We start from the raw sequence: 20,403 nt of genomic DNA on the forward strand, positions 1-20,403 counted from the left end.
CGATTTCATATTTCAAGCGGTTAGGTATAAACGCCATAGAGTTGATGCCAATCAATGAATTTACGGCCAACAATTCTTGGGGTTACAATCCTACATATTATACTGCCCCCGATAAAGCCTACGGCACAAAAGATGATTTAAAATATTTGATAGATAAATGCCACGAAAATGGCATTGCGGTTATTCTTGATGTGGTTTTCAATCATGCTGATTATGAGTTTCCATATACAAAAGCTTATTGGGGTGGCTCACAACCTGCGGCTGATAGTCCTTTTCAAAACCCGACTGCTCCGCATTTGTATTCGGTTTTCTTTGATTTTAATCATGAAAGTACAGCTACTCAAAACTATTTTGATAGAGTTTTAGAATTTTGGTTGAAAGAATACAAAATTGATGGATATCGCTTCGATTTATCGAAAGGGTTTACACAAAGAAAATCATTGACCGATTCTCAGATGTCAGCCTACGATGAGAAAAGAATCAAGGCCTTGAAACATTTTTATGATAAAATCAGGACATTTGACAAAGATTCTTATTTGATTTTAGAACATTTTGCCGATAATACCGAAGAAACCGAACTGGCAAACTACGGTTTTATGCTTTGGGGAAATCAGAACGGAGCTGCTCGAAATAACGTAAAAGGCACAAATAGCAGTCTTTCGGGGCTGAATTATAAATTTAAAGGTTGGAACGAACCAAACTTAGTTGGTTACATTGAAAGCCACGACGAGGAGAGAATTGTGTATGATGCTCTCAATAATGGCCGAAACGAAGTAAAGAATTTAGCCACAATTCTCGAACGCTCGAAAGCAGTAGCAGCATTGTTTTTTGCTTATCCTGGGCCAAAAATGCTTTGGCAATTTGGCGAGTTTGGCTACGATGTAAACATTGATTTCAACGGAAGAACGGGCATAAAACCACAAAAATGGGAATATCTGAAAGATGAAAACCGACTGAAGCTATTTAAAGTTTATGCCGAATTAATAAAACTTAAAACTACGCAAGCGGCTTTCAGTTCAAAAGATTTTAATGAATCAACTGGCGATGTGGTGAAACAAGTAGCCTTAAATCATAGTTCGATGAATGTACGAATCATTGCCAATTTGAGTATCAATAGCGAAACAGCCAATGTCAATTTCGAATCGACTGGTAAATGGTATGATTATTTTACGGGGCAAGAAATCAATGTCAATGAAGCTACTCCTCGTATCAATTTAGCTGCGGGCGAATTTCATATTTTCACGAATGTAAAATTACCAACGCCAGAAGCCAATTTAGTGCCATGGAAAGGCGATTTTACGATAACGGCTAATGAGATTTCATCGAATAATTCAAAATTTCAAATCTACCCCAACCCAACGACTGACAAGGTAACTTTGAAACTCAACGGAGAAAAAACGAAAATTTCGGTAGAAGATATTTGGGGTAAAACTTTGTTTCAGACCGAAACCAAAGAAATCGAACCAAGTATAGATTTATCGGGTTATTCGTCAGGAATGTATTTTATTCGTACCATTCAAAAAGGCAAAGCTCGAACAACGAAAATAATCAAAAATTAATACCCCACTCACCCCTCTCCGATTGGGAGGGCAAAAAGTACAGAAATGACCAAAGACGAATTAGTAATTTTCTATAACGAACCCGACGAAAAAGTGTATGTAAAAGTACCAGCTGGGCTGGAAACTCACTACCAATTATCAAACCTTTCGGGTAAAATCTTGCAAGAAGCCATTCACGAAAAAGCCTTGCATGATTTCGATTTATCGGGTCTTCCCGAAGGTATATACTTCGTAATTGTCAACCAAGATGATGTTATTCGGTCGAAGAAGATTATCAGGAATTTGGATTGATTGCAGTAGAAAAAACTTATATTTGTTTTAAAATATTACGATTATGACAGCAATAAGCGAAATTCAAAGCCCAATTTCTACGGAATTGCCAAAAACTCTTGCCGAATTTTTGGAGTGGGAACAGCCACTTGATGGCTTTAAGTATGAGTGGAACGATGGCGAAATAATACAGTTTTCTAAGATGGACAAAAGACAAATCTATATTTACCTACTCCTAAATAAGGTGTTTAATAAAAAAGGATTGTGGGAAAAGGGTGTTTTAGTAACAGAATATGACACCCAACTTAGCCCTATTCAGATGAGAAGGCCTGATATTGCTTATATAACGGATGAACAAGGAAAAAGAGCTAATAATGGCGAAGATATAGTACCTGAATTTGTCATAGAAGTAACTTCAACGAATGATAAACCCTATCAGATTGAGAAAAAAATAACAGAATATTTTAAAGCAGGAGTAAAAGTAGTTTGGAATATTTTACCAGAACCTGAATTAGTCTATGTCTATACCTCTCGCAAGCAAGTGCAGATTTGCATGGAAGATGATATTTGCTCAGCAGCACCCGTTTTGCCTGAGTTTGAGGTGAAGGTTAGTGAGATTTTTGAGTGAGACTACCTCCAAAATGGTCTAAAATTATAAGAAACTGACCCGATTATTGGAAAAACTGAAACAGAATAAATAGAGTAAGAGTTTTTAGGTTGATTATAGCCTAAATAATAATACAATGGATTTTTTCTATTATAAACATTGTAAATTGATAAATCCCAAATGCCTTCTCCCCATCGGTGCTTTACATTGCGTTGTACACCAAAATCCAAACGATGAATTGCTTTCATTCGATAGGCATTTCTATCACTATTCACAAAGGTGGGGCTAAATCCTCTACTATCAAATTTATCGGCATTAATTTTGAACAAAGGAGTAGAAATAATTTGTATAGGAATTGTTGTAGCTTGTCCTGTTCCGTAAATCCAGTTGGCAGAAAACGCCCACTTTGAGCTTAAACTATACATTAGCACAATAGAAATATCGTGTCGGCGGTCATATCTTGCGTAAAACCATTTCCCATTATTCAATTCATCGAATTGATGTCTTGTCCAAGAAAGTGTATAGCCAATCCAGCCATTTAATTTTCCTTGTTTTTTTTCCAATAAACATTCTAAACCATAAGATTTTCCTTTCCCTTGGGTTACAAAATCCTCCCAATTATCAGTTGCTTGATTAGAATAAATTGCAAAATCAGAAGAACTAAACCCATCTTTATACGCTATAATATTTTTAAAATCTTTGTAATATATATCATATTTCAGTATGTAATCATTTCTATTTATATGTAATATTTTTTCATAAGAAATGGTTGTTTGTCTCCCTTTTTGAGGTAGTATTTTGCGATTTGAGGCAACCCAAATATCTTCTATTGGGCCTAAACCAGGATTAGAAATTAGATGAAACCACTGATTTATTGTCTGATAACCAAACTTTAGTGCCTGTTTATTATTTATTTTATAGTTTAGTGAAAATCTTGGCTCAATCAAAAAAAGTGAAGTATCATTTTTCAAATTAGTAATCCGATAACCTAAAACACTTTTTATTTTAGGAGAAATTCTCCATTCATAATCATTATAAAAACTCAGTTCGTTGGTTGGTTTTTGCACTCTTTTAATTGAAATTTCTTGATTTAAGGCTCTGTAATCTAATAAATGAGGAATTATTTTCTGATTAGAATACCTAATACCAGCAATGACCGTAAGTAAATCTGATTGATACCAGTTTAGGTGGTTAACAATAGTGTTATCAATAACCCCAGTTTTAAAATTATTTATTTCGCTACGAAAAGTGTCTTCAATTCCATTGGCAACTTTATATCCGTACGCTGAAGTATTTATACTCAAGAAATAATGAAATTTAGTTCTTAACAATGAATTAAAATTGAGTCCTAAAATTTTATTCTCTAAAGTTTGTTTGTACAAAATATTTTGCCCTCCGACAAATCTTTCATCTTTACTTGCATTCCAAAAATCTTTATTAGCGTAGGAAAATATTTTTAACTCATTGTGAATATTAATTTTGTAGGTAAAATCTAAATTATAGTCTTCAAAATGATAGTTTGGAATTCCATTTTTTAGCTGTGGTGTTGGTATTCTATTTTTCAAAAGGTCGAAGTAATTTCGACGAGTGGAAAATAGGAGGCCTGCCTTATTTTTAATAATTGGAATATCAACTTGAAACTTCGCAGAGATTAACCCTAAATTACCGTTAATATCAAATTTATCCATTTTAGAGGTTAAGGATTGCACTGCCAAAACTGAGGAAATACGACCACCATATTTTGCAGGAATGCCCCCTTTATAAAGTTCTACACTTTTTATTGCGTCTGTATTGAAAGTAGATAATAAACCAAAAAACTGATTAGAAGTATAAATTGGAGCATTGTTTAATAAAACAAGATTTTGGTCTGGACTTCCTCCTCTAACATACATTCCAGCACTACCCTCAGAAATACTTTTAGTACCTGGCAGAAGCATCAAAACTTTCATCAAATCCTTTTCTCCGCCCAAAGAAGGTAGTTTTTTAATTGTATTTGCACTTATTTTCGTAAGACCCGAAACAGGATTCGATAGATTTTCTTCTATACTATTTGCAGAAATAATAATTTCAGTAAGTTCTTGTTGTTTATAATTTAGAAAAATAGTTAGTGTAGTATCAGCCTTAATTTCATTCAGATTAAGGTCTATTGTCTCATAATTCATTGATTTCACTATGATTTTCTTAGGATTACCTTTCATTTTTTTACTAAAAAACCCTTTGTCATTAGTTACAGTAAACTTTGATTGCCCAGTGAAATTAACTACTACTCCAGGTAATCCAGTTGAATCTTTCGAATCAAAAATATTCCCACTAATTACAAATTGGGCGGTACATTTAGTGTAACAAATAAAAAATAATAGGCACAAATATTTCATTTTATTCTTATCTCGTTACGACTATCTGTTTTGGTGGAGAAATCAAATATCCTGCAAAAATCCCGTAGCCATTTTGAATATTTGTAATGACAGGAATAACTCCCTTAAACGCCATAAAAGGATTTTCTTGTAAATTAGATTTTTGATTTAGTCTTAGGTAATAATTTTGAAAATATTCTTGAAATATTGGGAAAACTGTTAAAACCTGAACACTCACTAACTGTGAAACATCATCTTGATTCAAAGCAACTCCACCATAAAAAATAAATTCTCCGCTTGATATATCAGGCTTTCCAAAAGCAGGCTCTGATACTTTAATAACTTTACCATTTATTTTTTTGGTTTCACGTTCAATATATCTTACATAATTTAAACTTTCGGTTTTATTCGAAATATCTTTGCCTGACATTAGCAAATCAGAAGAACTGAGTTTTACAAACAAGACTTTTCCATTGTTAGTAATAGTATCATTGATAACTTTCAAAGGGGATGCAATAAATCTATCTATCATTGCTGCTTGTGATGGCACCTCACATTGAGCATATGTTTTTTTGTTTCGATAGCTAACAGTTAACGCATATTTCCCACCCGAAACTATTGGAAACAAATCAGGGGAAACCCCATAAACACCTCTTTCTACCTCTGGTAATAAAAGACTTTTATTGGTTAGTAAATTTTCTATTTCAACATTTGCACCTGTCACTAAATCGAACGTTGAATCTTTTGTATTAGTTGAATAAATATTGGTATTATTTTCTTCTCCAATAGGTATGGTTTTTCTTACATTCACATAAATCCACTTACTTGGTGTAATTAAAGAATAGATAATTAACGTGGAATCGTTTTTATCAATTTCAATCTCACTAACTAATTCCTGACGTACACAACCAAACAGTAAAAAAAACAATAATATTAGTACATTCTTCATGGTTTTTAAAAAAAAACCACTTTAAAATAGATTAAAGTGGGCAATAAATTTATAGATTTAACCCCCAACCCGCTGTATAAGTAACTCCATTAAACATTGAAGCTCCATATGCCGTACCATAAATCACATATCTTGCTCCTAACCAAGGTAATGGAGAAACATACCATTTTATTGTTTTATTAACAAATGAAGAATTATATTCAGTATCACCTTCGTAAAAATTCCCTGAATCTAAAGCAATATTAAATAAATACGTATTGAGCTCAAAATAACCTTGTGCAGCAACGCTTATTTCATCTAATTGGTCTGGTCCCAAATTCTGTGACCTCACTCCAAAACTTGCATATTGTCCACCATAATTAACATTCCATGCCTCTAAAGTTATCAATGTTGGATTTCCGTCTAAGTCAGTAGGCCCCCAATACATTGTACCAATCTCACCGCTGAAATTTGTTGGTCTTAAATTTTCCTTCTTAACTTTAACCAATTCGCTTACTACCTCATAACTTCTCAATGATGTACTCTTTAAATCATTTAACAAATTCTCTTTAGTCTCTAAAATGGCATACCCTTTTTCATTGGTAATTTTTTGAACTTCTTTCCCAATTTGATAAATTCCATCTTTATTCAAAATCATTGCAAAAGTTGGGTCGGGAATAAAAGCCAGTTGATTTTTCTCACAAAATTCTTTTGTAATCATACCTTTTTCTTTCCATCTCTCTTGATAAGTTTTTGAAATTGGGATAAAATCAAACTTTGAAGCCCATTTTTCCACCTCTTCCTCCGTTTTCATTGCTTTCAACTCTCCAATTACTCTCTTGAAGGCTTCAAGGTCTTTGAAAACTAACCTACCCTTTCTTGATACTACGTCTGCACTCTGTTCAGGGTTCGATAAATCTTCTAACTGTTGCTTTTGTGCTGCCGTTAGTTGTTTGGGCTGTTCAGTCAACGATAAATTAGATGAATTTATTTCATCTTTTTGGCAAGAAACTACTCCATAAAAGCAAATAGCCAAGCCCAGAATTTTGAAAATGGAAATCCTTTTCATAGTTTTACACTGTTTAATTATTAAAAGTTAGACTTATGAGCCTCCCGTCGTCCGCCAAGATTTCTGGGGGGCTTATTTATTGCAAAGTAGAGCAAAGTTTACTTCAAAAAAAATTGCGTTTCCGCAAGAAAAAACTTGCAAAAACGCAATTCATGCCGCAATGGAATTGTCGAAACATACAATTATTTCTTTCTCTCAGCTTTTGCCATTTTGGTTCTAACTCGGCTCAATGCTTGCGGAGTCATATTTAAGTAAGTAGCAATGTACCTCAATGGCACACGGTTTATCAAGCCTTTGTGGTATTTATAAAACCATTCTAAGCGTTCTTCCTTTTTTTGTCTTAATGCTGTTATGAATGCTTCATATTTGATAGTATTTTGCTCCAATAAAACTCTACCAATAAAATTTAGTTGAGGGCATTCTAAATAAAGTTTATCTATTTTTTCTTTGGAAATCACCCACAGTTTAGCTTTTTCAAGTACATCAATCGCAACCGTAGATGGTTTTTCCTCTAAAAAACTGTCAGCTACATATTGAAAATCATTTTCTGCCATCAACCAGTGGGTAATGGTTTGGTCTTGGTCTTGGTCTTTTACCGAAAACTCTCGCAAAATTCCCGATTCAATAAAATAAAGTTTATCGTTAATTTCTCCAATATCTAAAATTACTGCACCTTTTTTGTAGATTTTAGACTCAAATTGTGAGAGAATATGCTCAATTTCGGCAGAAGAAAATACACCAAAAGAACTGAATAAGTTGTATAAAACTGGATTTTTGTTTTTCATTTAAAGTTATAATAGGATTTACAGCACAAATAAAAAGGTCTGCAACCAAAATTGCAAACCTTTCTAAGTGAATGGTATTTGTATTATCAGCACTATGGACTATCGACCATTGACCGTGGACTACCTATTCATCGTCAATAAAAACTCTTCATTATTACGAGTTCCTTTCATTTTATCGAGTAAGAATTCCATTGTTTCCATTGGGTTCATATCGGCCATGAATTTACGCAATAACCACACTTTTTGTAATGAATCTTTATCCATCAATAAATCTTCACGACGTGTCCCTGATGCCAAAATATCAATCGCAGGATAAACACGTTTGTTCGATAATTTACGGTCGAGTTGGAGTTCCATATTACCCGTACCCTTAAATTCTTCAAAGATAACTTCGTCCATTTTCGAGCCTGTATCAATCAAGGCCGTTGCGATAATCGTCAACGAACCACCATTTTCTACATTACGAGCCGCACCGAAGAAACGTTTTGGTTTGTGAAGTGCATTGGCATCAACACCACCCGAAAGGATTTTACCCGATGAAGGAATGACAGTATTATAAGCACGAGCCAAACGCGTGATTGAGTCGAGCAAGATAACTACATCGTGTCCGCACTCAACTAAGCGTTTTGCTTTTTCTAAAACCACGCCCGAAACTTTTACGTGACGATCGGCAGTTTCATCAAAAGTTGAAGCAATTACCTCGGCACGCACGCTGCGTTGCATATCGGTAACCTCTTCTGGGCGTTCGTCAATCAACAAAATAATCAAATAAACCTCTGGGTGATTGCGAGTGATGGCATTGGCAATTTCTTTCAACAAAACCGTTTTACCAGTTTTAGGTTGTGCCACAATCATACCACGTTGACCTTTTCCGATGGGTGCAAATAAATCAAGTACACGAGTAGAATATACGTCTGGTCGGCTGCTTAATTTGATTTGTTCTTCGGGAAAGAGTGGAGTGAGGTATTCAAACGGAATACGGTCACGGATTTCTTCGGTAGTTTTACCATTTACTGATAAAACTTTCAAAAGAGCGAAGTATTTTTCACCTTCTTTCGGTGGGCGAATCGCACCTTTTACGGTGTCACCGGTTTTTAAACCAAACAATTTGATTTGCGATGGCGATACGTAAATATCGTCGGGACTCGCCAAATAATTATAATCTGCCGAACGAAGGAAACCATATCCACCTTCTTGCATAATTTCTAAAACACCTTCGTTTTCAATAATGCCATCAAACTCCTTGATGAGGTTATTGAACTGTTTTTTGATGTCTTTGGTATAAGTATCAACGTAGCGTTTGTCTTCTTTAGGCTCTGGAATATCAGGTATAATATCTTCGGTCAAGCGAGCAAACTCATCCATTTCAGCATCAATGGCAGCTAAGTCAAAGTCGGCGGGTTCTTCCAGATTCAATATTGGTTCTTCGTCGGCTGCTTGCATATCAGAGAAAACCTCTGGCTGAGCAGGAACCGGCTTTTGTTTCTCAAATGACTTTTTATTATCATTTTTTTTGAAATTCTCAGATTTTGTCTGGCTTTTTTCAGTATTTGGCTTAGCCTCACCTATCGCAGGAGATAATTCTGCAACTGCTGGTTCGGCAGTTTTTTCGTCAGTCTTAGGTAAGCGTTTTCTATTTTTTATTCCTTTATCTTCTTTAAAGAGAGGCTGCTCGATTGGCTGATTTGCAGAGGTGTCGGCACTGACACTTTTGGGAGTATTAAAGAGTGATGCTGAACTTTGATTCTCTAAAATCTTTTCTATTAATTCGGTTTTAGAGGCCGTTCGGACATCTTTAATGCCAATTTCTATACAAATTTTCCTTAACTCTGATAGAAGTTTAAGATTCAGTTCTTCTGATGTGTACATACGAGAGAATTAACAAGACGTTACAATTGCTAAAGATTAGCGGTTAGATTTTTTAAATAAGATGTATTTCGGAAAAGACACTTCCAAGAATTTTAGCATTTAATCAAATACTCAGGAATTACTCGAAAAAAACGGAAACTTTGCTCGGATACAATTGGCTAAATCAAGAATTTTCTGTTGAGAATAGATGAGCCGATTGAAGTGTTTTGTTGGATTTGAATGCAATAATAAAACTTTAATCCGAACTTTGCAAGCGTTTTCTCGAAAATAAGCAAAATATTTTTATTCGATAGGAATATATATTTTCAATAATCATCATCAATAATTTTATCATCAGTAATTCCAAACATGGTTGTGGTTGGATTTGCCAACTCAATACCGTACTTTTCAATCAATTGATTAATCTTATAATTTATTTCTTCACGAATGGTTTTACTCTGCCAGTAATCGGGCGTTGCTGCAAAAAATACTACCAATAGATTTATTGAATATTCGCCGATTGCATCAAACTTCACATGCCCCTCGTGCAAACTTGTTTGTTCATGATTATCAATAAGTAGCTGAATTTCATCAACTAAGGCTTTGATTTTTGAAATCGGTGTATCGAGTTTTAGCCGTATGAAAAACTTATGACGACGGTCTTTACGCTGAGTAAGATTGTTGAGTGTTTGTGAAACCAACATTTGGTTGGGCACAACAATCAGACTACCATCAACGTGACGGATTCGGGTACTACGAAAACCAACCTTTTCAACTTTCCCGACCATGCTTCCCAGCTCAATGTCATCGCCAACAATGAAAGGTTGCTCTGTAAATAACGTAAAAGAAGCAAAAAGGTTTTCGAGCGTAGCACGTGCAGCTAAAGCTAAAGCTACCCCACCAATACCCAAACCTGTGATTAGACTAATGACATCTTGACGAAAAACAAAGCCCAAAATCAAGAAAAATGAGCAGAAAACTATCAAAGCAATGATAATATCTCTGAAAAACGGCACGAGATGCTCATCTGTTTTGGTATCATTTTCTTCGGCTTTTTTAAGAAAAACTAAAGCAAAAAATTTTACAAGTCGGATAATTATCCAAGTGATGGCAATCACAAAAAGCGTATCGAGCAGTTTATCGGCAAATTCGCTTACTCTCATTTTACCAAACGGGATGATTCGCCATTTTTTTGGAAAAGAGATTTCGTCAACTGCTGAATAAATGATGAGGAGGGTAATGATAAACTCAACTGGGCGTTTCAGCAAATCTACGAAGTTAGAAACTGGTATATTTTGGGTTTCTTGTTTGATTAAACGGTAAACAACTTTACTGACAAGAACCGAAAAAATCCGCTTGAAAAGCAAGCCTACCAACAATATTCCTACAAACCAAAGCCAGTTTTCGACTGGATTATATAAAAAACTTTTGTGCAGAATCTTCTCTAATTTATTCATTTAAAATCTTATGCTTTGTGCTCTTTAATAAACTCAATTACTCTACGTTCCACCCATGTTTCGTTGGAATTTGGCATCATAAAACCTACATGGCCGCCAAATTTTAATAATTGTAAATGTACGTTGGGGTTATTTTCAGCATCGCCTAAATTCAGACATTCGGGCGATAAAAATGGGTCATTGATAGCTTGGATTATTAATGTAGGTACTTTTATCGACTTCAGAAAAGGCTTTGCCGCTGCTTGCTGATAAAAATCGTGGGCATTTTTAAAACCAAACATCGGAGCGGTATATCGGCTATCAAACTGTTCAAAATTTTTGATTTGCTTGTATCCTTCATAACTAACTAAATTATTTTGAGGATGTTGCGTTGACTTCTCTTTTATTTTTTTGCCCAGTTTATTGATGAAGCGTTTCATATAAAACCTACGACCAGGCTTATACAGTTCATAGACCGAAGTATATAAATCAAGCGGAACCGAAACCGCCAAGCCAAACTTCACTTGCGTTGGTAAAAGTTCGGAATTTTGTCCCAAAAGTCGAACTGTCATGCTTCCACCCATACTAAACCCTACCAAAACAACTTCTTCATAATTGTAGGTATTGATGGCATAATTGACCACAAAACGTATATCATCGACATCCCCGTGGTGATAAAAACGGGGCAAACGATTCATTTCACCGCTACAACTACGACAATTCCAGCCCAAGCCATCATAACCATTATCATTGAATTTCTTTATCATACCCGTCACGTAGTGGCGAGTCGAGTCGCCTTCCAAGCCGTGCGTAACGATCACGAGTTTTTTACCACGTGATGCTCCAGCAAACGACCAATCCAAATCCAAGAAATCGCCATCTTGTAGCTCAACTCGCTCTCGTTTATAATCAACAGGAATTTTGCGAAAAAGACTTGGATAAATTGTTTGAATATGGGCATTAAATTGCCATTTGGGGGGCTGATAATCGGTGTTTGTTGATAAAACTGGCATTCTATTTTTGATGCTGAATATTAGAAGATTAATGTTTAATAATTAAACTTGACATCAATGAATTTAACTGTGCTCTACAATTATACTTTCGATGACTTCGGGGAAATGAATGTGTTCGAGGGCCTGTACTTTTTTGGCTACGTCATCAGGAGTATCAGTTGGTACGACATCACATTTTGCTTGAAAAATAATTTTCCCTTCGTCATAATGCTCATTTACGTAATGAATCGTTATGCCAGATTCTTTTTCTCTAGCTTCCACAACTGCTTCATGCACAAAATGCCCCCACATGCCCTTACCACCGTATTTTGGAAGCAATGCAGGATGAATATTAATGATTTTATTTGGAAATGCTTTTACTAAGTTTTCGGGAATTAGCCACAGAAAACCAGCCAAAATAACTAAGTCGATTTGTTGTTTTTGCAGTAAATCAACGATTTTATTAGTCTTTGAGAATGTCTTTTTATCAAACAAAACTGTTGGAATACCAAGCCTACGCCCCCGCTCAATTACACCAGCCGCGGGATTATTAGTGAGAAACAATTCCACAATAACGGATTCGTTATCAGCAAAATAGGTAGTTATTCGTTCGGCATTACTTCCCGAACCCGAAGCAAAAATAGCAAGTCGTTTCACCAAGAATTAAGAATTAAGACGGGGTCGCCCGTGCGATGTAGAATTAAGAATGATTTCAATTAAAATGCTGACTTATAAAATTCAAATTTACTATGAAACTATCAATTTATTCAACAAATAAATCTAAATGAATAAAAAAAGTCGCTAAAAATACATTTAGCGACTTTTTTTAGAACTATACAGGTAGATATCAAAGTTAAAAATTCTACATTCTTAATTGACCTAGGCTTTACCTTTATAAAGTTCATCTTGCCATTTCTTCAATTCATCCCATTTGCCATCTCGAGCCAAAGCAGCTTGATCGGCCCAAGTAGTAGGATTATGAATTTGGAAACGAGGCCCTGCCGCATCAAGAATCGCTTTCATTTTTTCTACCGAGGTTTCAGCTAACTCGGCAAATGTGTAAATCCCGGCATTATTAAACAACTCTTCTATTTTTGGACCGATTCCCTCAACAATTTTCAAATCATCTTTTTTAGTTGGTGCAGCGGCAGCAACTGTTCCTGCCAGACCTAAAGCCCCTGCTGCAATTCCTGCTCCACCAATACCTGCCGCAGTGCTTCCACCCGCCTCAACACTTACATTTGTCGATACTTTAGATTTTCTGCAAGCATCTAACTCTCCTTCCAAGAAATTGATTCTATCTTGTAGTTCGGCCGCATGTCTTTTCCAACGATTAATTTCACGGCTTAGCCACCACCAAAGTAATAAAAGTGGTAATAAACATCCAAGAAAAACTCCCCATGGGAAATCTGTTAACCAACATTTGAAAAATTCCATTTTTTTATATTTTTAAAGTTATAAAATTTCTTAAACTGCGATGATGTATGAGTCGACTAACAACATAAATAGTATCAAACTACTGTGGAATGTTGACCGCCAACTGTTGACTTCTTTTACTCTTTCAATCTGATTGTGCTTCGACGATTCTTTGATTTGCCTTCTGGTGTATCATTTGAGGCGATTGGCTCTTTTTCGCCTTTGCCTTCGGTTGTCATCTGCGAAGCCTTGATTCCTTCTTTGAGCAAGAATGATTTTGTTTGCTTTGCACGATTTTCTGACAGACGTTGATTTAGTTCATCCGAACCATCACTATCGGCATGACCAGTGATTAAAAGCTGTTTATCTGGATGTTTTTCAAAATACTTTTTAGCTGTTGCTATAAAGGTTTCCACTTCGGCAGTTTTTTCAATGCCAGATTGGTTAACTTTAAAGTAAACATCTAGAGGCGTAAACAAGATTTGTTCTTCTGGTGTTGCAGCTGCTTTCACAGTATCTACTTTTACAGAATCTGTCTGCTTGCTTGAGTCAAAGGCTGGAGTATCTGCCACTACCGCTGATGTTGTGTCGGCCACAATTGGTTCACCCGAACACAAAGGTTTACGGTTACAGTTCCACCAACCAGTATACAACAACGACCAAAGCAGAATCAGAATGGGTAATAGAAATCTGTTCATTGTTTGAATTGTTTGAGGTTTAGGAAAATTTGTTTTACTATTTACGAATCGAAAAGTAATAAAAAGTAACTAAAAAACAACTTTTTTTTTAATTTTCTATTTAAAAATTAACAACTCAATAATATTTATAAGTTTGTCAGCCGAAAATTTCTTAAAAAGGGCTAAATTTGGCGAACATAACCAAAGAAAACACCCTATTTTTATTGATGGACTCAATCAAGATTTTTGCCCCTGCTACCGTTGCTAATGTTGCCTGTGGATTTGATATTTTCGGCTTTGCAGTTGATGCCCCTGGCGATGAAGTTATTGTTCGTAAACGTTCTGATAATCAAATCATTATCACAAATATTACAGGCGAAGAAGGAAAACTCACTTACGATGTTTCTAAAAACGCCGTAACGGTTCCGATTATAAAATACCTCGAACAAACAGGATGTACACAAGGTTTAGAGATTGAATTACACAAAAAAATGCCACTCGGAAGCGGACTGGGAAGCAGTTCGGCGAGTTCGGTGGCGGGAGTTTTTGCGGTGAACGAATTGCTGGGCAAACCTCTTTCTGCAAAAGAATTATTACCATTTTCGATGGAAGGAGAACGCATTGCTTGTGGCTCTGCCCACGCCGATAACGTAGCCCCTGCTCTACTTGGAGGTTTTGTAGTTGTGCGTAGTTATCAGCCACTTGATGTTTTTAAAGTACCTACACCCGATGAGCTATACGTAACTATTGTACATCCTGATATTGAGGTAAATACAAAAGATGCACGTCATATTTTGCGTAATGAAGTTTCGATGAAAAACACCATTGCCCAAATGGGAAATGTGGCTGGTATGATTGCAGGTTTAATGCAAGCCGATTATAAGCTAATTGCCAGTTCGATGGTTGACTTTATTATCGAACCCGTTCGAGCAATTTTAATTCCTGAGTTTTGGGAAGTGAAAAATGCGGCTTTAGAAGCAGGTGCTTTAGGATGTAGTATTTCGGGAGCTGGCCCTTCGATTTTTGCATTTAGTCAAGGCAAAGAAACTGCCGAAAAAGTGGCAATTGCTATGAAAAATAGCTTTGAAAAAGTGGGTATTCACGCAAATGAGTACGTTTCAGGAATTAATCAAGATGGGCCGAAGGTTATTAATTAATTCGTAAATATTGTAGGAACGTCCAAATTGGACGTTCCTACGGGAACAATTAAATAACTAAATAAGAAAATATCAACAAATGAAAAGAATAGCCCTCATTACAGGTGCAACATCAGGAATTGGAAAAGCAACAGCCGAGGCTTTTGCTAACGCAGGAATTGATTTGATTCTGTGCGGTCGTCGTCGGGAGGTTTTAGAGGAATTGAAAGAATATTTCTTGGAAAAAGTGCAAGTCATAACACTATCTTTTGATGTGCGTAATCAAGCCGATGTTGCCAGTGCGATTGAATCTCTGCCCGAAGAATGGAAAAAAATTGATATTTTAGTCAATAATGCAGGAAATGCCCACGGCCTTGAGCCAATTCAAGATGGGAACATTACAGACTGGGATGCCATGATTGACGGAAACGTGAAAGGTTTACTCTATGTGTCGAAAGCTGTAATGCCAATAATGGTAGTACGTGAAAAAGGACATATCATCAATTTAAGTTCGGTTGCAGGAAAATATACTTACCCTAATGGAGCTGTTTATTGTGCCTCGAAATCAGCGGTGGAGGCAATTAGCGAGGGAATGCGTCATGATTTGACCAAATATGGCATAAAAATAACAAATATTGCCCCTGGTGCAGTAGAAACCGATTTTTCGTTGGTGCGTTTTAAGGGCGATAGCGAACGTGCAAAAAAAGTTTATGAAGGCTTTGACCCTATTCAGCCCGAAGATGTAGCCGATGCAATTCTCTATGCTATCAATACACCCGACCGTGTGACGATTGCAGATATTGTGCTCTATGCAAAAGCTCAAGCTGCTCCGACTATGATTCATAGAAAGTGAGCAGTCCACAGTCAAATTTCGGCGGTCCACAGTATAAAAAACTCATAAAGTTTTCATACTCAAATCAGATTCCGAATTCGTCATTCGTCATTCGTAAATTCATTCAATGGATAACCTACTTCAACGTGTAAAGGAAATTGATATTCGGCAAGTTGCTCGTGACTTGGGCTTTGAAATTGTTCAGAGCCGACGCATGAATTGCCCTTTTCACGTTGAAGACTCACCTTCTTTGGTTTTTTACCCTCCACCACAAAACGAGTTTCATTGTTTTGGCTGTGGCAAACACGGTGATGTGATTAATCTCTATGCCGATGCCTGTCAGATTGACTTCAAAACCGCTCTCGAAGAACTCGCCACTCGTTATATTCCTGCTTATGATGGTGTTCGTCATAAAACTATTCGTAAACTCGACATTCAAAGTGTTTACACCAACAAGCCTCTTCCCGAAAAGCAGTTTGAATTCAAGCCAATTTATAGCGAAATATACGAGCGTTTTCAGCAATTTTGCCTCACTCAACCTGCTACCGAGTCAGCTCGAAAAGCGGCTGAATATTTACGTGGCCGAGGAATTGATGATTGGACGATTAGGCACTTCAAACTTTTTGTAATAAAAAACTACGTAGTTGCCAATGATTTTCTGAAATCAAACTATTCATTAGAAGATTTAAAAGCCTGCGGCATTGTCAACGATAAAGGCAATTTAGTATTTTTCGTTCATCCTATCATCATTCCTTATTATCAGGATGGTAGAATCGTTTATCTGCAAGGTCGAACTATCGGAAATCCTCCTGAAGGTGCAAGTAAATATCAATTTCTTTCGGGCGTTCCTCGCAGTATTTTCAATCTTGATTCTATCAAAAAACTTCGTCCAAATTCTGAGGTATATCTCACCGAAGGTGCATTCGATTGCATGACCTTAGTGAAACATGGCATGATGGCCGTGAGTTTGGGAAGTGCCAAAATTTTTAAGAAAGAATGGATGAAATATTTCAAAAAATACAAGATTCTGATAAGTTTTGATAACGACACTGCCGGTATCAACGGAGCAAATGCACTCATAGAAGATTTTCTGATGGCGGGTATTCTGGCCGAAAAACGAGATTGGAACAAAGGTTTTAAAGATATAAATGAATATTTTGGCAGAAACAATTTATAAAATTTTGCCAACGAACAATTTAGAAAATTGTTCTACTTCGCTTGTTTTTTAACAAATCCTACCGCATCTTTGCAACATCAATTCAATTATTCTACTCCAGTAGCTAATTGATTGATTTATACAGACGAGGGGAGAGAATAGGCTCTACGAACCTCGGGCAACCTGTCCCGCTTCAAGCGATAAGGTGCCAATACCTACCGAAATGGCGAAACCATTCGGACTTATAAACCAATCATACGACAATCGTTTTAAAATTGGTTTTATTTCATGTGTGGCAAAGCACGGTGTTTTTGCTATACGTCAGTTTCGCTACAAAATTCACTTTTTATTAAAATTTAAACCAACAAAACCAATGTCAGAACTACGATTTGAAACACTTCAGCTACATGCTGGACAGGAAATTGACCCAGTTACACAATCTCGTGCGGTGCCTATTTATCAAACTACCGCCTATCAATTCAAGGATTCGGCTCATGGAGCAAACCTTTTTGCTCTAAAAGAATTCGGAAATATTTATACCCGAATCATGAATCCAACAAGTGATGTTTTTGAAAAACGTATTGCTGCTCTTGAAGGTGGTGTAGCTGCACTTGCTGTTTCTTCCGGACATGCAGCTCAGTTTATTGCCATCAATAATGTAACAACTGTTGGCGATAATTTTGTCACAACTTCGTTTCTTTATGGTGGCTCTTACAATCAATTTAAAAACTCGTTTAAAAATATTGGGGTAGAAGCTCGCTTTGCCGAAGGAAATAATGTTGAAAGTTTTGAAAAATTGATTGATGAAAAAACAAAACTCCTCTACGTCGAAACCATCGGTAATCCAGGCTTACACGTACCTGATTTTGAAGCATTAGCAGCTTTAGCTAAAAAATACGACCTTCCACTTTTTGTGGATAATACTTTTGGTGCTGGGGGAGCAATTTGCCAACCACTCAAACACGGAGCAAATGTAGTCATAGAATCTGCTACTAAATGGATTGGAGGACACGGCACTTCAATGGGTGGAGTAATTATAGACGGTGGAACATTTGATTGGGGAAATGGAAAATATCCTCAATTTACCGAACCATCACCGAGTTATCATGGACTAATATTAAACAGTGTTTTTGGTGTTGGTGGCCCTTTCGGAAATATTCAATTTATCATTCGTTGTAGAGTTGAAGGGCTCCGTGATTGGGGTGCTTGCCAGTCGCCATTTAATTCATTTTTATTATTACAAGGTCTAGAAACCTTAACTTTAAGAGTTGAACGCACTTGTGAAAATACTGCAGCATTAGCACAATGGTTATCTGAGCATCCAGAAGTTGAATCAGTCAATTATCCTGGTTTAACTAATCATCCAACCCATGAATTAGCTAAAAAATATCTACAACGTGGTTTTGGTGGGGTGCTTTCATTCAAATTGAAAGGTGACCGTGAACGAGCAGAAAAGTTTGTTAATAGTTTAAAGTTAATTTCGCATTTGGCCAATGTTGGCGACGCTAAAACTTTGATTATTCATCCTGCTTCAACAACGCACTCACAATTATCAGAAAGTGAGCAACTTTCGGCAGGTGTTGACCCTAATTTATTGAGAATTTCGTGTGGGTACGAACACATAGAAGATATTAAAGCTGATATTACACAGGCTTTAGCATAATTTCCCAAGGTCGAAGATTGGCTCGTAAGAGTTTTATCTTCGACCTTGTTTTTTGAAAGCAAAATTGATGATGCCCAACAAAGTCATTCATTTTAAAGAAATTATCAAGAAAATGCCCCCAAATCCTGCTGGGTCATGGCATTATGTTGATTTCCCTGAAAATGCTCATGACATTTTTGGCAAAAAAGGATTCATTAAAGTCAAAGGAAGCATTAATGATAAACCTTTTAAGAGTAATCTTTTTCCGAAGGGTAATGGCTTTCATGCAATGACTTTGCCTCTTAAATTACAGAAAGAATTAGGGGTAAAATTGCACGATGAAATTTCGGTTGCTCTTGAAGAGGATTTTGAAGAAAGGATAATTTCGATGCCAATTGAATTGCAGGAAGCGATAGATTTTGATGAAGAATTTGCCACTTTATTTCAGCAACTTTCGGCCTCAAAACAAAAAGATTATAGACACTGGATTGACAGTGCCAAACAAACCGAAACTCGAATAAAAAGAGTAGTAGAATTAGCCGAACGGCTAAGAAAAACCAACAAGTAAAAGTCAACAAAATTATACAACAAATCACCAAGTAGTACCTTTTAGCATTAATGGAAAATAAGACATTTCATCACGACGAACCTTTTAAACTTGAATCGGGGGCTTGGCTTCCCGAATTTGATTTGGCCTACACTACCTACGGAACACTCAATGCTGAAAAAGATAATGTTGTGTGGGTGTGTCATGCTTTTACGGGCAACGCCAATCCGTCCGATTGGTGGAATGGACTGATTGGTGAAAAACGTCTTTACAATCCAAATGAACATTTTATTGTTTGTGCCAATATTTTGGGTTCACATTATGGCTCAACCAATGCCCTAAGCAAAAACCCGATTTCGGGCGAGCCTTATTTTCATGATTTCCCGTTTTTGAGTATCCGTGATGTTGTTCGTGCGATTGACTTGCTTCGTATTCATTTAGGTATCGAAAAAATAAATACTTTACTTGGTGGCTCGTTGGGTGGCCAACAAGCACTCGAATGGGCGATTTTACAACCCGATTTGATTGAAAACTTAATTCTTTTCTCAACAAACGCCATTCATTCTCCGTGGGGAATTGCCTTTAACGAATCGCAACGAATGGCTATTGCAGCCGACCCAACTTGGACAGAGCGTCACCCGAAAGCGGGTATGAACGGCATGAAAGTGGCTCGTTCAATCGCTCTTTTATCTTACCGAAATTATGCCACTTATGGCCGCACACAATCTCGTGACGAAGGTCAAGTTGATTTTTTCAGGGCAAATACTTACCAAAATTATCAGGGCGAAAAACTCGGCAAACGTTTCAATGCTTTTTCTTATTGGACACTCTCAAAGATGTTTGATTCTCATGATGTTGGTCGTGGGCGTGGTAAAGTTGAGGATGCCCTCAAACTTATCAAAGCAAAAACTTTGGTGATTGGCATTACTTCTGATGTATTATTTCCTCCCGAAGAACAAGAGTTTATTTCTAAGCATATTTCAAACGCAAAATACGCTCTTATTGATTCAATGTATGGCCATGATGGATTTTTAATTGAATTTGAAGCAATGACTGAGACGATAAAGGAGTGGCTGTAACGAAAATGAAAGCACTTTATGATTTTATCTAATGTTTTAACGTCGGCAGGGTTTTGAACCCTGCCGACGT

19 protein-coding genes and 1 riboswitch are annotated in these 20,403 nt (G+C 36.5%); of the genes, 9 read left to right on the forward strand and 10 right to left on the reverse strand.

Annotated elements, in window-relative coordinates; genetic code table 11:
* The 3 genes from ACOVO2_RS18405 to ACOVO2_RS18415 form a co-directional block, all read left to right on the forward strand.
* Positions 1-1,559, forward strand: a 1,559-nt coding sequence (locus tag ACOVO2_RS18405) for an alpha-amylase family glycosyl hydrolase (protein WP_421771380.1), incomplete at its 5' end; no start/stop codon positions are given.
* Between the two features lie 45 nt (positions 1,560-1,604).
* Positions 1,605-1,850, forward strand: coding sequence for a T9SS type A sorting domain-containing protein (locus ACOVO2_RS18410; RefSeq protein ID WP_350264845.1), 246 nt, complete (start codon positions 1,605-1,607; stop codon positions 1,848-1,850).
* 43 nt (positions 1,851-1,893) lie between these two features.
* Complete coding sequence (locus ACOVO2_RS18415; protein ID WP_421771381.1) at positions 1,894-2,457, forward strand: Uma2 family endonuclease; 564 nt, start codon at positions 1,894-1,896, stop codon at positions 2,455-2,457.
* Positions 2,458-2,459: 2 nt separating this feature from the next.
* Here the strand turns inward: ACOVO2_RS18415 and ACOVO2_RS18420 are convergent, their stop codons facing one another.
* From ACOVO2_RS18420 to ACOVO2_RS18465, 10 genes are all read right to left on the reverse strand, one after another.
* Entirely contained in the window at positions 2,460-4,811 is a 2,352-nt protein-coding gene (locus tag ACOVO2_RS18420) for a TonB-dependent receptor (RefSeq protein ID WP_421771382.1), read from the reverse strand.
* 7 nt (positions 4,812-4,818) lie between these two features.
* Positions 4,819-5,739, reverse strand: a complete 921-nt coding sequence (locus tag ACOVO2_RS18425) for a DUF4249 family protein (protein WP_421771383.1) — start codon at positions 5,737-5,739, stop codon at positions 4,819-4,821.
* Between the two features lie 49 nt (positions 5,740-5,788).
* The gene (locus ACOVO2_RS18430) at positions 5,789-6,787 is read right to left on the reverse strand and encodes a hypothetical protein (protein ID WP_421771384.1); all 999 of its coding nucleotides are present in this window, start codon (positions 6,785-6,787) and stop codon (positions 5,789-5,791) included.
* Between the two features lie 182 nt (positions 6,788-6,969).
* Positions 6,970-7,572: a Crp/Fnr family transcriptional regulator gene (locus ACOVO2_RS18435; protein WP_421771385.1), complete on the reverse strand. Its 603-nt coding sequence runs from the start codon at positions 7,570-7,572 to the stop codon at positions 6,970-6,972.
* 120 nt (positions 7,573-7,692) lie between these two features.
* Complete coding sequence (gene rho / locus ACOVO2_RS18440; RefSeq protein ID WP_421771386.1) at positions 7,693-9,441, reverse strand: transcription termination factor Rho; 1,749 nt, start codon at positions 9,439-9,441, stop codon at positions 7,693-7,695.
* A 305-nt stretch (positions 9,442-9,746) separates the two neighbouring features.
* Positions 9,747-10,877 carry a mechanosensitive ion channel family protein gene (locus ACOVO2_RS18445; protein WP_421771387.1) on the reverse strand — a complete coding sequence of 377 codons (1,131 nt, stop codon included), beginning with the start codon at positions 10,875-10,877 and terminating at the stop codon, positions 9,747-9,749.
* 8 nt (positions 10,878-10,885) lie between these two features.
* Positions 10,886-11,869, reverse strand: coding sequence for a YheT family hydrolase (locus ACOVO2_RS18450; RefSeq protein WP_421771388.1), 984 nt, complete (start codon positions 11,867-11,869; stop codon positions 10,886-10,888).
* 63 nt (positions 11,870-11,932) lie between these two features.
* Positions 11,933-12,505: a phosphoribosylglycinamide formyltransferase gene (gene purN, locus ACOVO2_RS18455; RefSeq protein WP_421771389.1), complete on the reverse strand. Its 573-nt coding sequence runs from the start codon at positions 12,503-12,505 to the stop codon at positions 11,933-11,935.
* A 222-nt stretch (positions 12,506-12,727) separates the two neighbouring features.
* Positions 12,728-13,285 carry a hypothetical protein gene (locus ACOVO2_RS18460; RefSeq protein WP_421771390.1) on the reverse strand — a complete coding sequence of 186 codons (558 nt, stop codon included), beginning with the start codon at positions 13,283-13,285 and terminating at the stop codon, positions 12,728-12,730.
* Positions 13,286-13,401: 116 nt separating this feature from the next.
* Complete coding sequence (locus ACOVO2_RS18465; RefSeq protein ID WP_421771391.1) at positions 13,402-13,962, reverse strand: OmpA family protein; 561 nt, start codon at positions 13,960-13,962, stop codon at positions 13,402-13,404.
* A gap of 206 nt (positions 13,963-14,168) precedes the next feature.
* Here ACOVO2_RS18465 and ACOVO2_RS18470 point away from each other — a divergent pair, with 206 nt between their 5' ends.
* The 6 genes from ACOVO2_RS18470 to ACOVO2_RS18495 all read left to right on the forward strand — a co-directional run bounded on the left by ACOVO2_RS18470 (position 14,169) and on the right by ACOVO2_RS18495 (position 20,333).
* On the forward strand, positions 14,169-15,098 hold the full coding sequence (locus ACOVO2_RS18470; RefSeq protein WP_421771406.1) for a homoserine kinase: 930 nt from the start codon (positions 14,169-14,171) through the stop codon (positions 15,096-15,098).
* Positions 15,099-15,177: 79 nt separating this feature from the next.
* Positions 15,178-15,930, forward strand: coding sequence for an SDR family NAD(P)-dependent oxidoreductase (locus tag ACOVO2_RS18475; RefSeq protein ID WP_421771392.1), 753 nt, complete (start codon positions 15,178-15,180; stop codon positions 15,928-15,930).
* 106 nt (positions 15,931-16,036) lie between these two features.
* Positions 16,037-17,086: a CHC2 zinc finger domain-containing protein gene (locus ACOVO2_RS18480; RefSeq protein WP_421771393.1), complete on the forward strand. Its 1,050-nt coding sequence runs from the start codon at positions 16,037-16,039 to the stop codon at positions 17,084-17,086.
* A 113-nt stretch (positions 17,087-17,199) separates the two neighbouring features.
* A riboswitch (SAM riboswitch) is annotated at positions 17,200-17,316 on the forward strand.
* Positions 17,317-17,438: 122 nt separating this feature from the next.
* Positions 17,439-18,728 carry an O-acetylhomoserine aminocarboxypropyltransferase/cysteine synthase family protein gene (locus ACOVO2_RS18485; RefSeq protein WP_421771394.1) on the forward strand — a complete coding sequence of 430 codons (1,290 nt, stop codon included), beginning with the start codon at positions 17,439-17,441 and terminating at the stop codon, positions 18,726-18,728.
* Between the two features lie 67 nt (positions 18,729-18,795).
* On the forward strand, positions 18,796-19,275 hold the full coding sequence (locus tag ACOVO2_RS18490; RefSeq protein ID WP_421771395.1) for a YdeI/OmpD-associated family protein: 480 nt from the start codon (positions 18,796-18,798) through the stop codon (positions 19,273-19,275).
* Positions 19,276-19,325: 50 nt separating this feature from the next.
* Complete coding sequence (locus ACOVO2_RS18495; RefSeq protein ID WP_421771396.1) at positions 19,326-20,333, forward strand: homoserine O-acetyltransferase family protein; 1,008 nt, start codon at positions 19,326-19,328, stop codon at positions 20,331-20,333.
* Positions 20,334-20,403: the final 70 nt, after the last annotated feature.

This window comes from Emticicia sp. (genome assembly GCF_049241225.1).
Lineage (GTDB): Bacteria > Bacteroidota > Bacteroidia > Cytophagales > Spirosomataceae > Emticicia.

Excerpts from the sequence above, each read along its gene's own strand:
- ACOVO2_RS18410 (WP_350264845.1), top strand. The coding sequence starts at position 1,605 with ATGACCAAAGACGAATTAGTAATTTTCTATAACGAACCCGACGAAAAA.
- ACOVO2_RS18415 (WP_421771381.1), top strand. The coding sequence starts at position 1,894 with ATGACAGCAATAAGCGAAATTCAAAGCCCAATTTCTACGGAATTGCCA.
- ACOVO2_RS18420 (WP_421771382.1), bottom strand. The coding sequence starts at position 4,811 with ATGAAATATTTGTGCCTATTATTTTTTATTTGTTACACTAAATGTACC.
- ACOVO2_RS18425 (WP_421771383.1), bottom strand. The coding sequence starts at position 5,739 with ATGAAGAATGTACTAATATTATTGTTTTTTTTACTGTTTGGTTGTGTA.
- ACOVO2_RS18430 (WP_421771384.1), bottom strand. The coding sequence starts at position 6,787 with ATGAAAAGGATTTCCATTTTCAAAATTCTGGGCTTGGCTATTTGCTTT.
- ACOVO2_RS18435 (WP_421771385.1), bottom strand. The coding sequence starts at position 7,572 with ATGAAAAACAAAAATCCAGTTTTATACAACTTATTCAGTTCTTTTGGT.
- rho (WP_421771386.1), bottom strand. The coding sequence starts at position 9,441 with ATGTACACATCAGAAGAACTGAATCTTAAACTTCTATCAGAGTTAAGG.
- ACOVO2_RS18445 (WP_421771387.1), bottom strand. The coding sequence starts at position 10,877 with ATGAATAAATTAGAGAAGATTCTGCACAAAAGTTTTTTATATAATCCA.
- ACOVO2_RS18450 (WP_421771388.1), bottom strand. The coding sequence starts at position 11,869 with ATGCCAGTTTTATCAACAAACACCGATTATCAGCCCCCCAAATGGCAA.
- ACOVO2_RS18460 (WP_421771390.1), bottom strand. The coding sequence starts at position 13,285 with ATGGAATTTTTCAAATGTTGGTTAACAGATTTCCCATGGGGAGTTTTT.
- ACOVO2_RS18465 (WP_421771391.1), bottom strand. The coding sequence starts at position 13,962 with ATGAACAGATTTCTATTACCCATTCTGATTCTGCTTTGGTCGTTGTTG.
- ACOVO2_RS18470 (WP_421771406.1), top strand. The coding sequence starts at position 14,169 with ATGGACTCAATCAAGATTTTTGCCCCTGCTACCGTTGCTAATGTTGCC.
- ACOVO2_RS18475 (WP_421771392.1), top strand. The coding sequence starts at position 15,178 with ATGAAAAGAATAGCCCTCATTACAGGTGCAACATCAGGAATTGGAAAA.
- ACOVO2_RS18480 (WP_421771393.1), top strand. The coding sequence starts at position 16,037 with ATGGATAACCTACTTCAACGTGTAAAGGAAATTGATATTCGGCAAGTT.
- ACOVO2_RS18485 (WP_421771394.1), top strand. The coding sequence starts at position 17,439 with ATGTCAGAACTACGATTTGAAACACTTCAGCTACATGCTGGACAGGAA.
- ACOVO2_RS18490 (WP_421771395.1), top strand. The coding sequence starts at position 18,796 with ATGATGCCCAACAAAGTCATTCATTTTAAAGAAATTATCAAGAAAATG.
- ACOVO2_RS18495 (WP_421771396.1), top strand. The coding sequence starts at position 19,326 with ATGGAAAATAAGACATTTCATCACGACGAACCTTTTAAACTTGAATCG.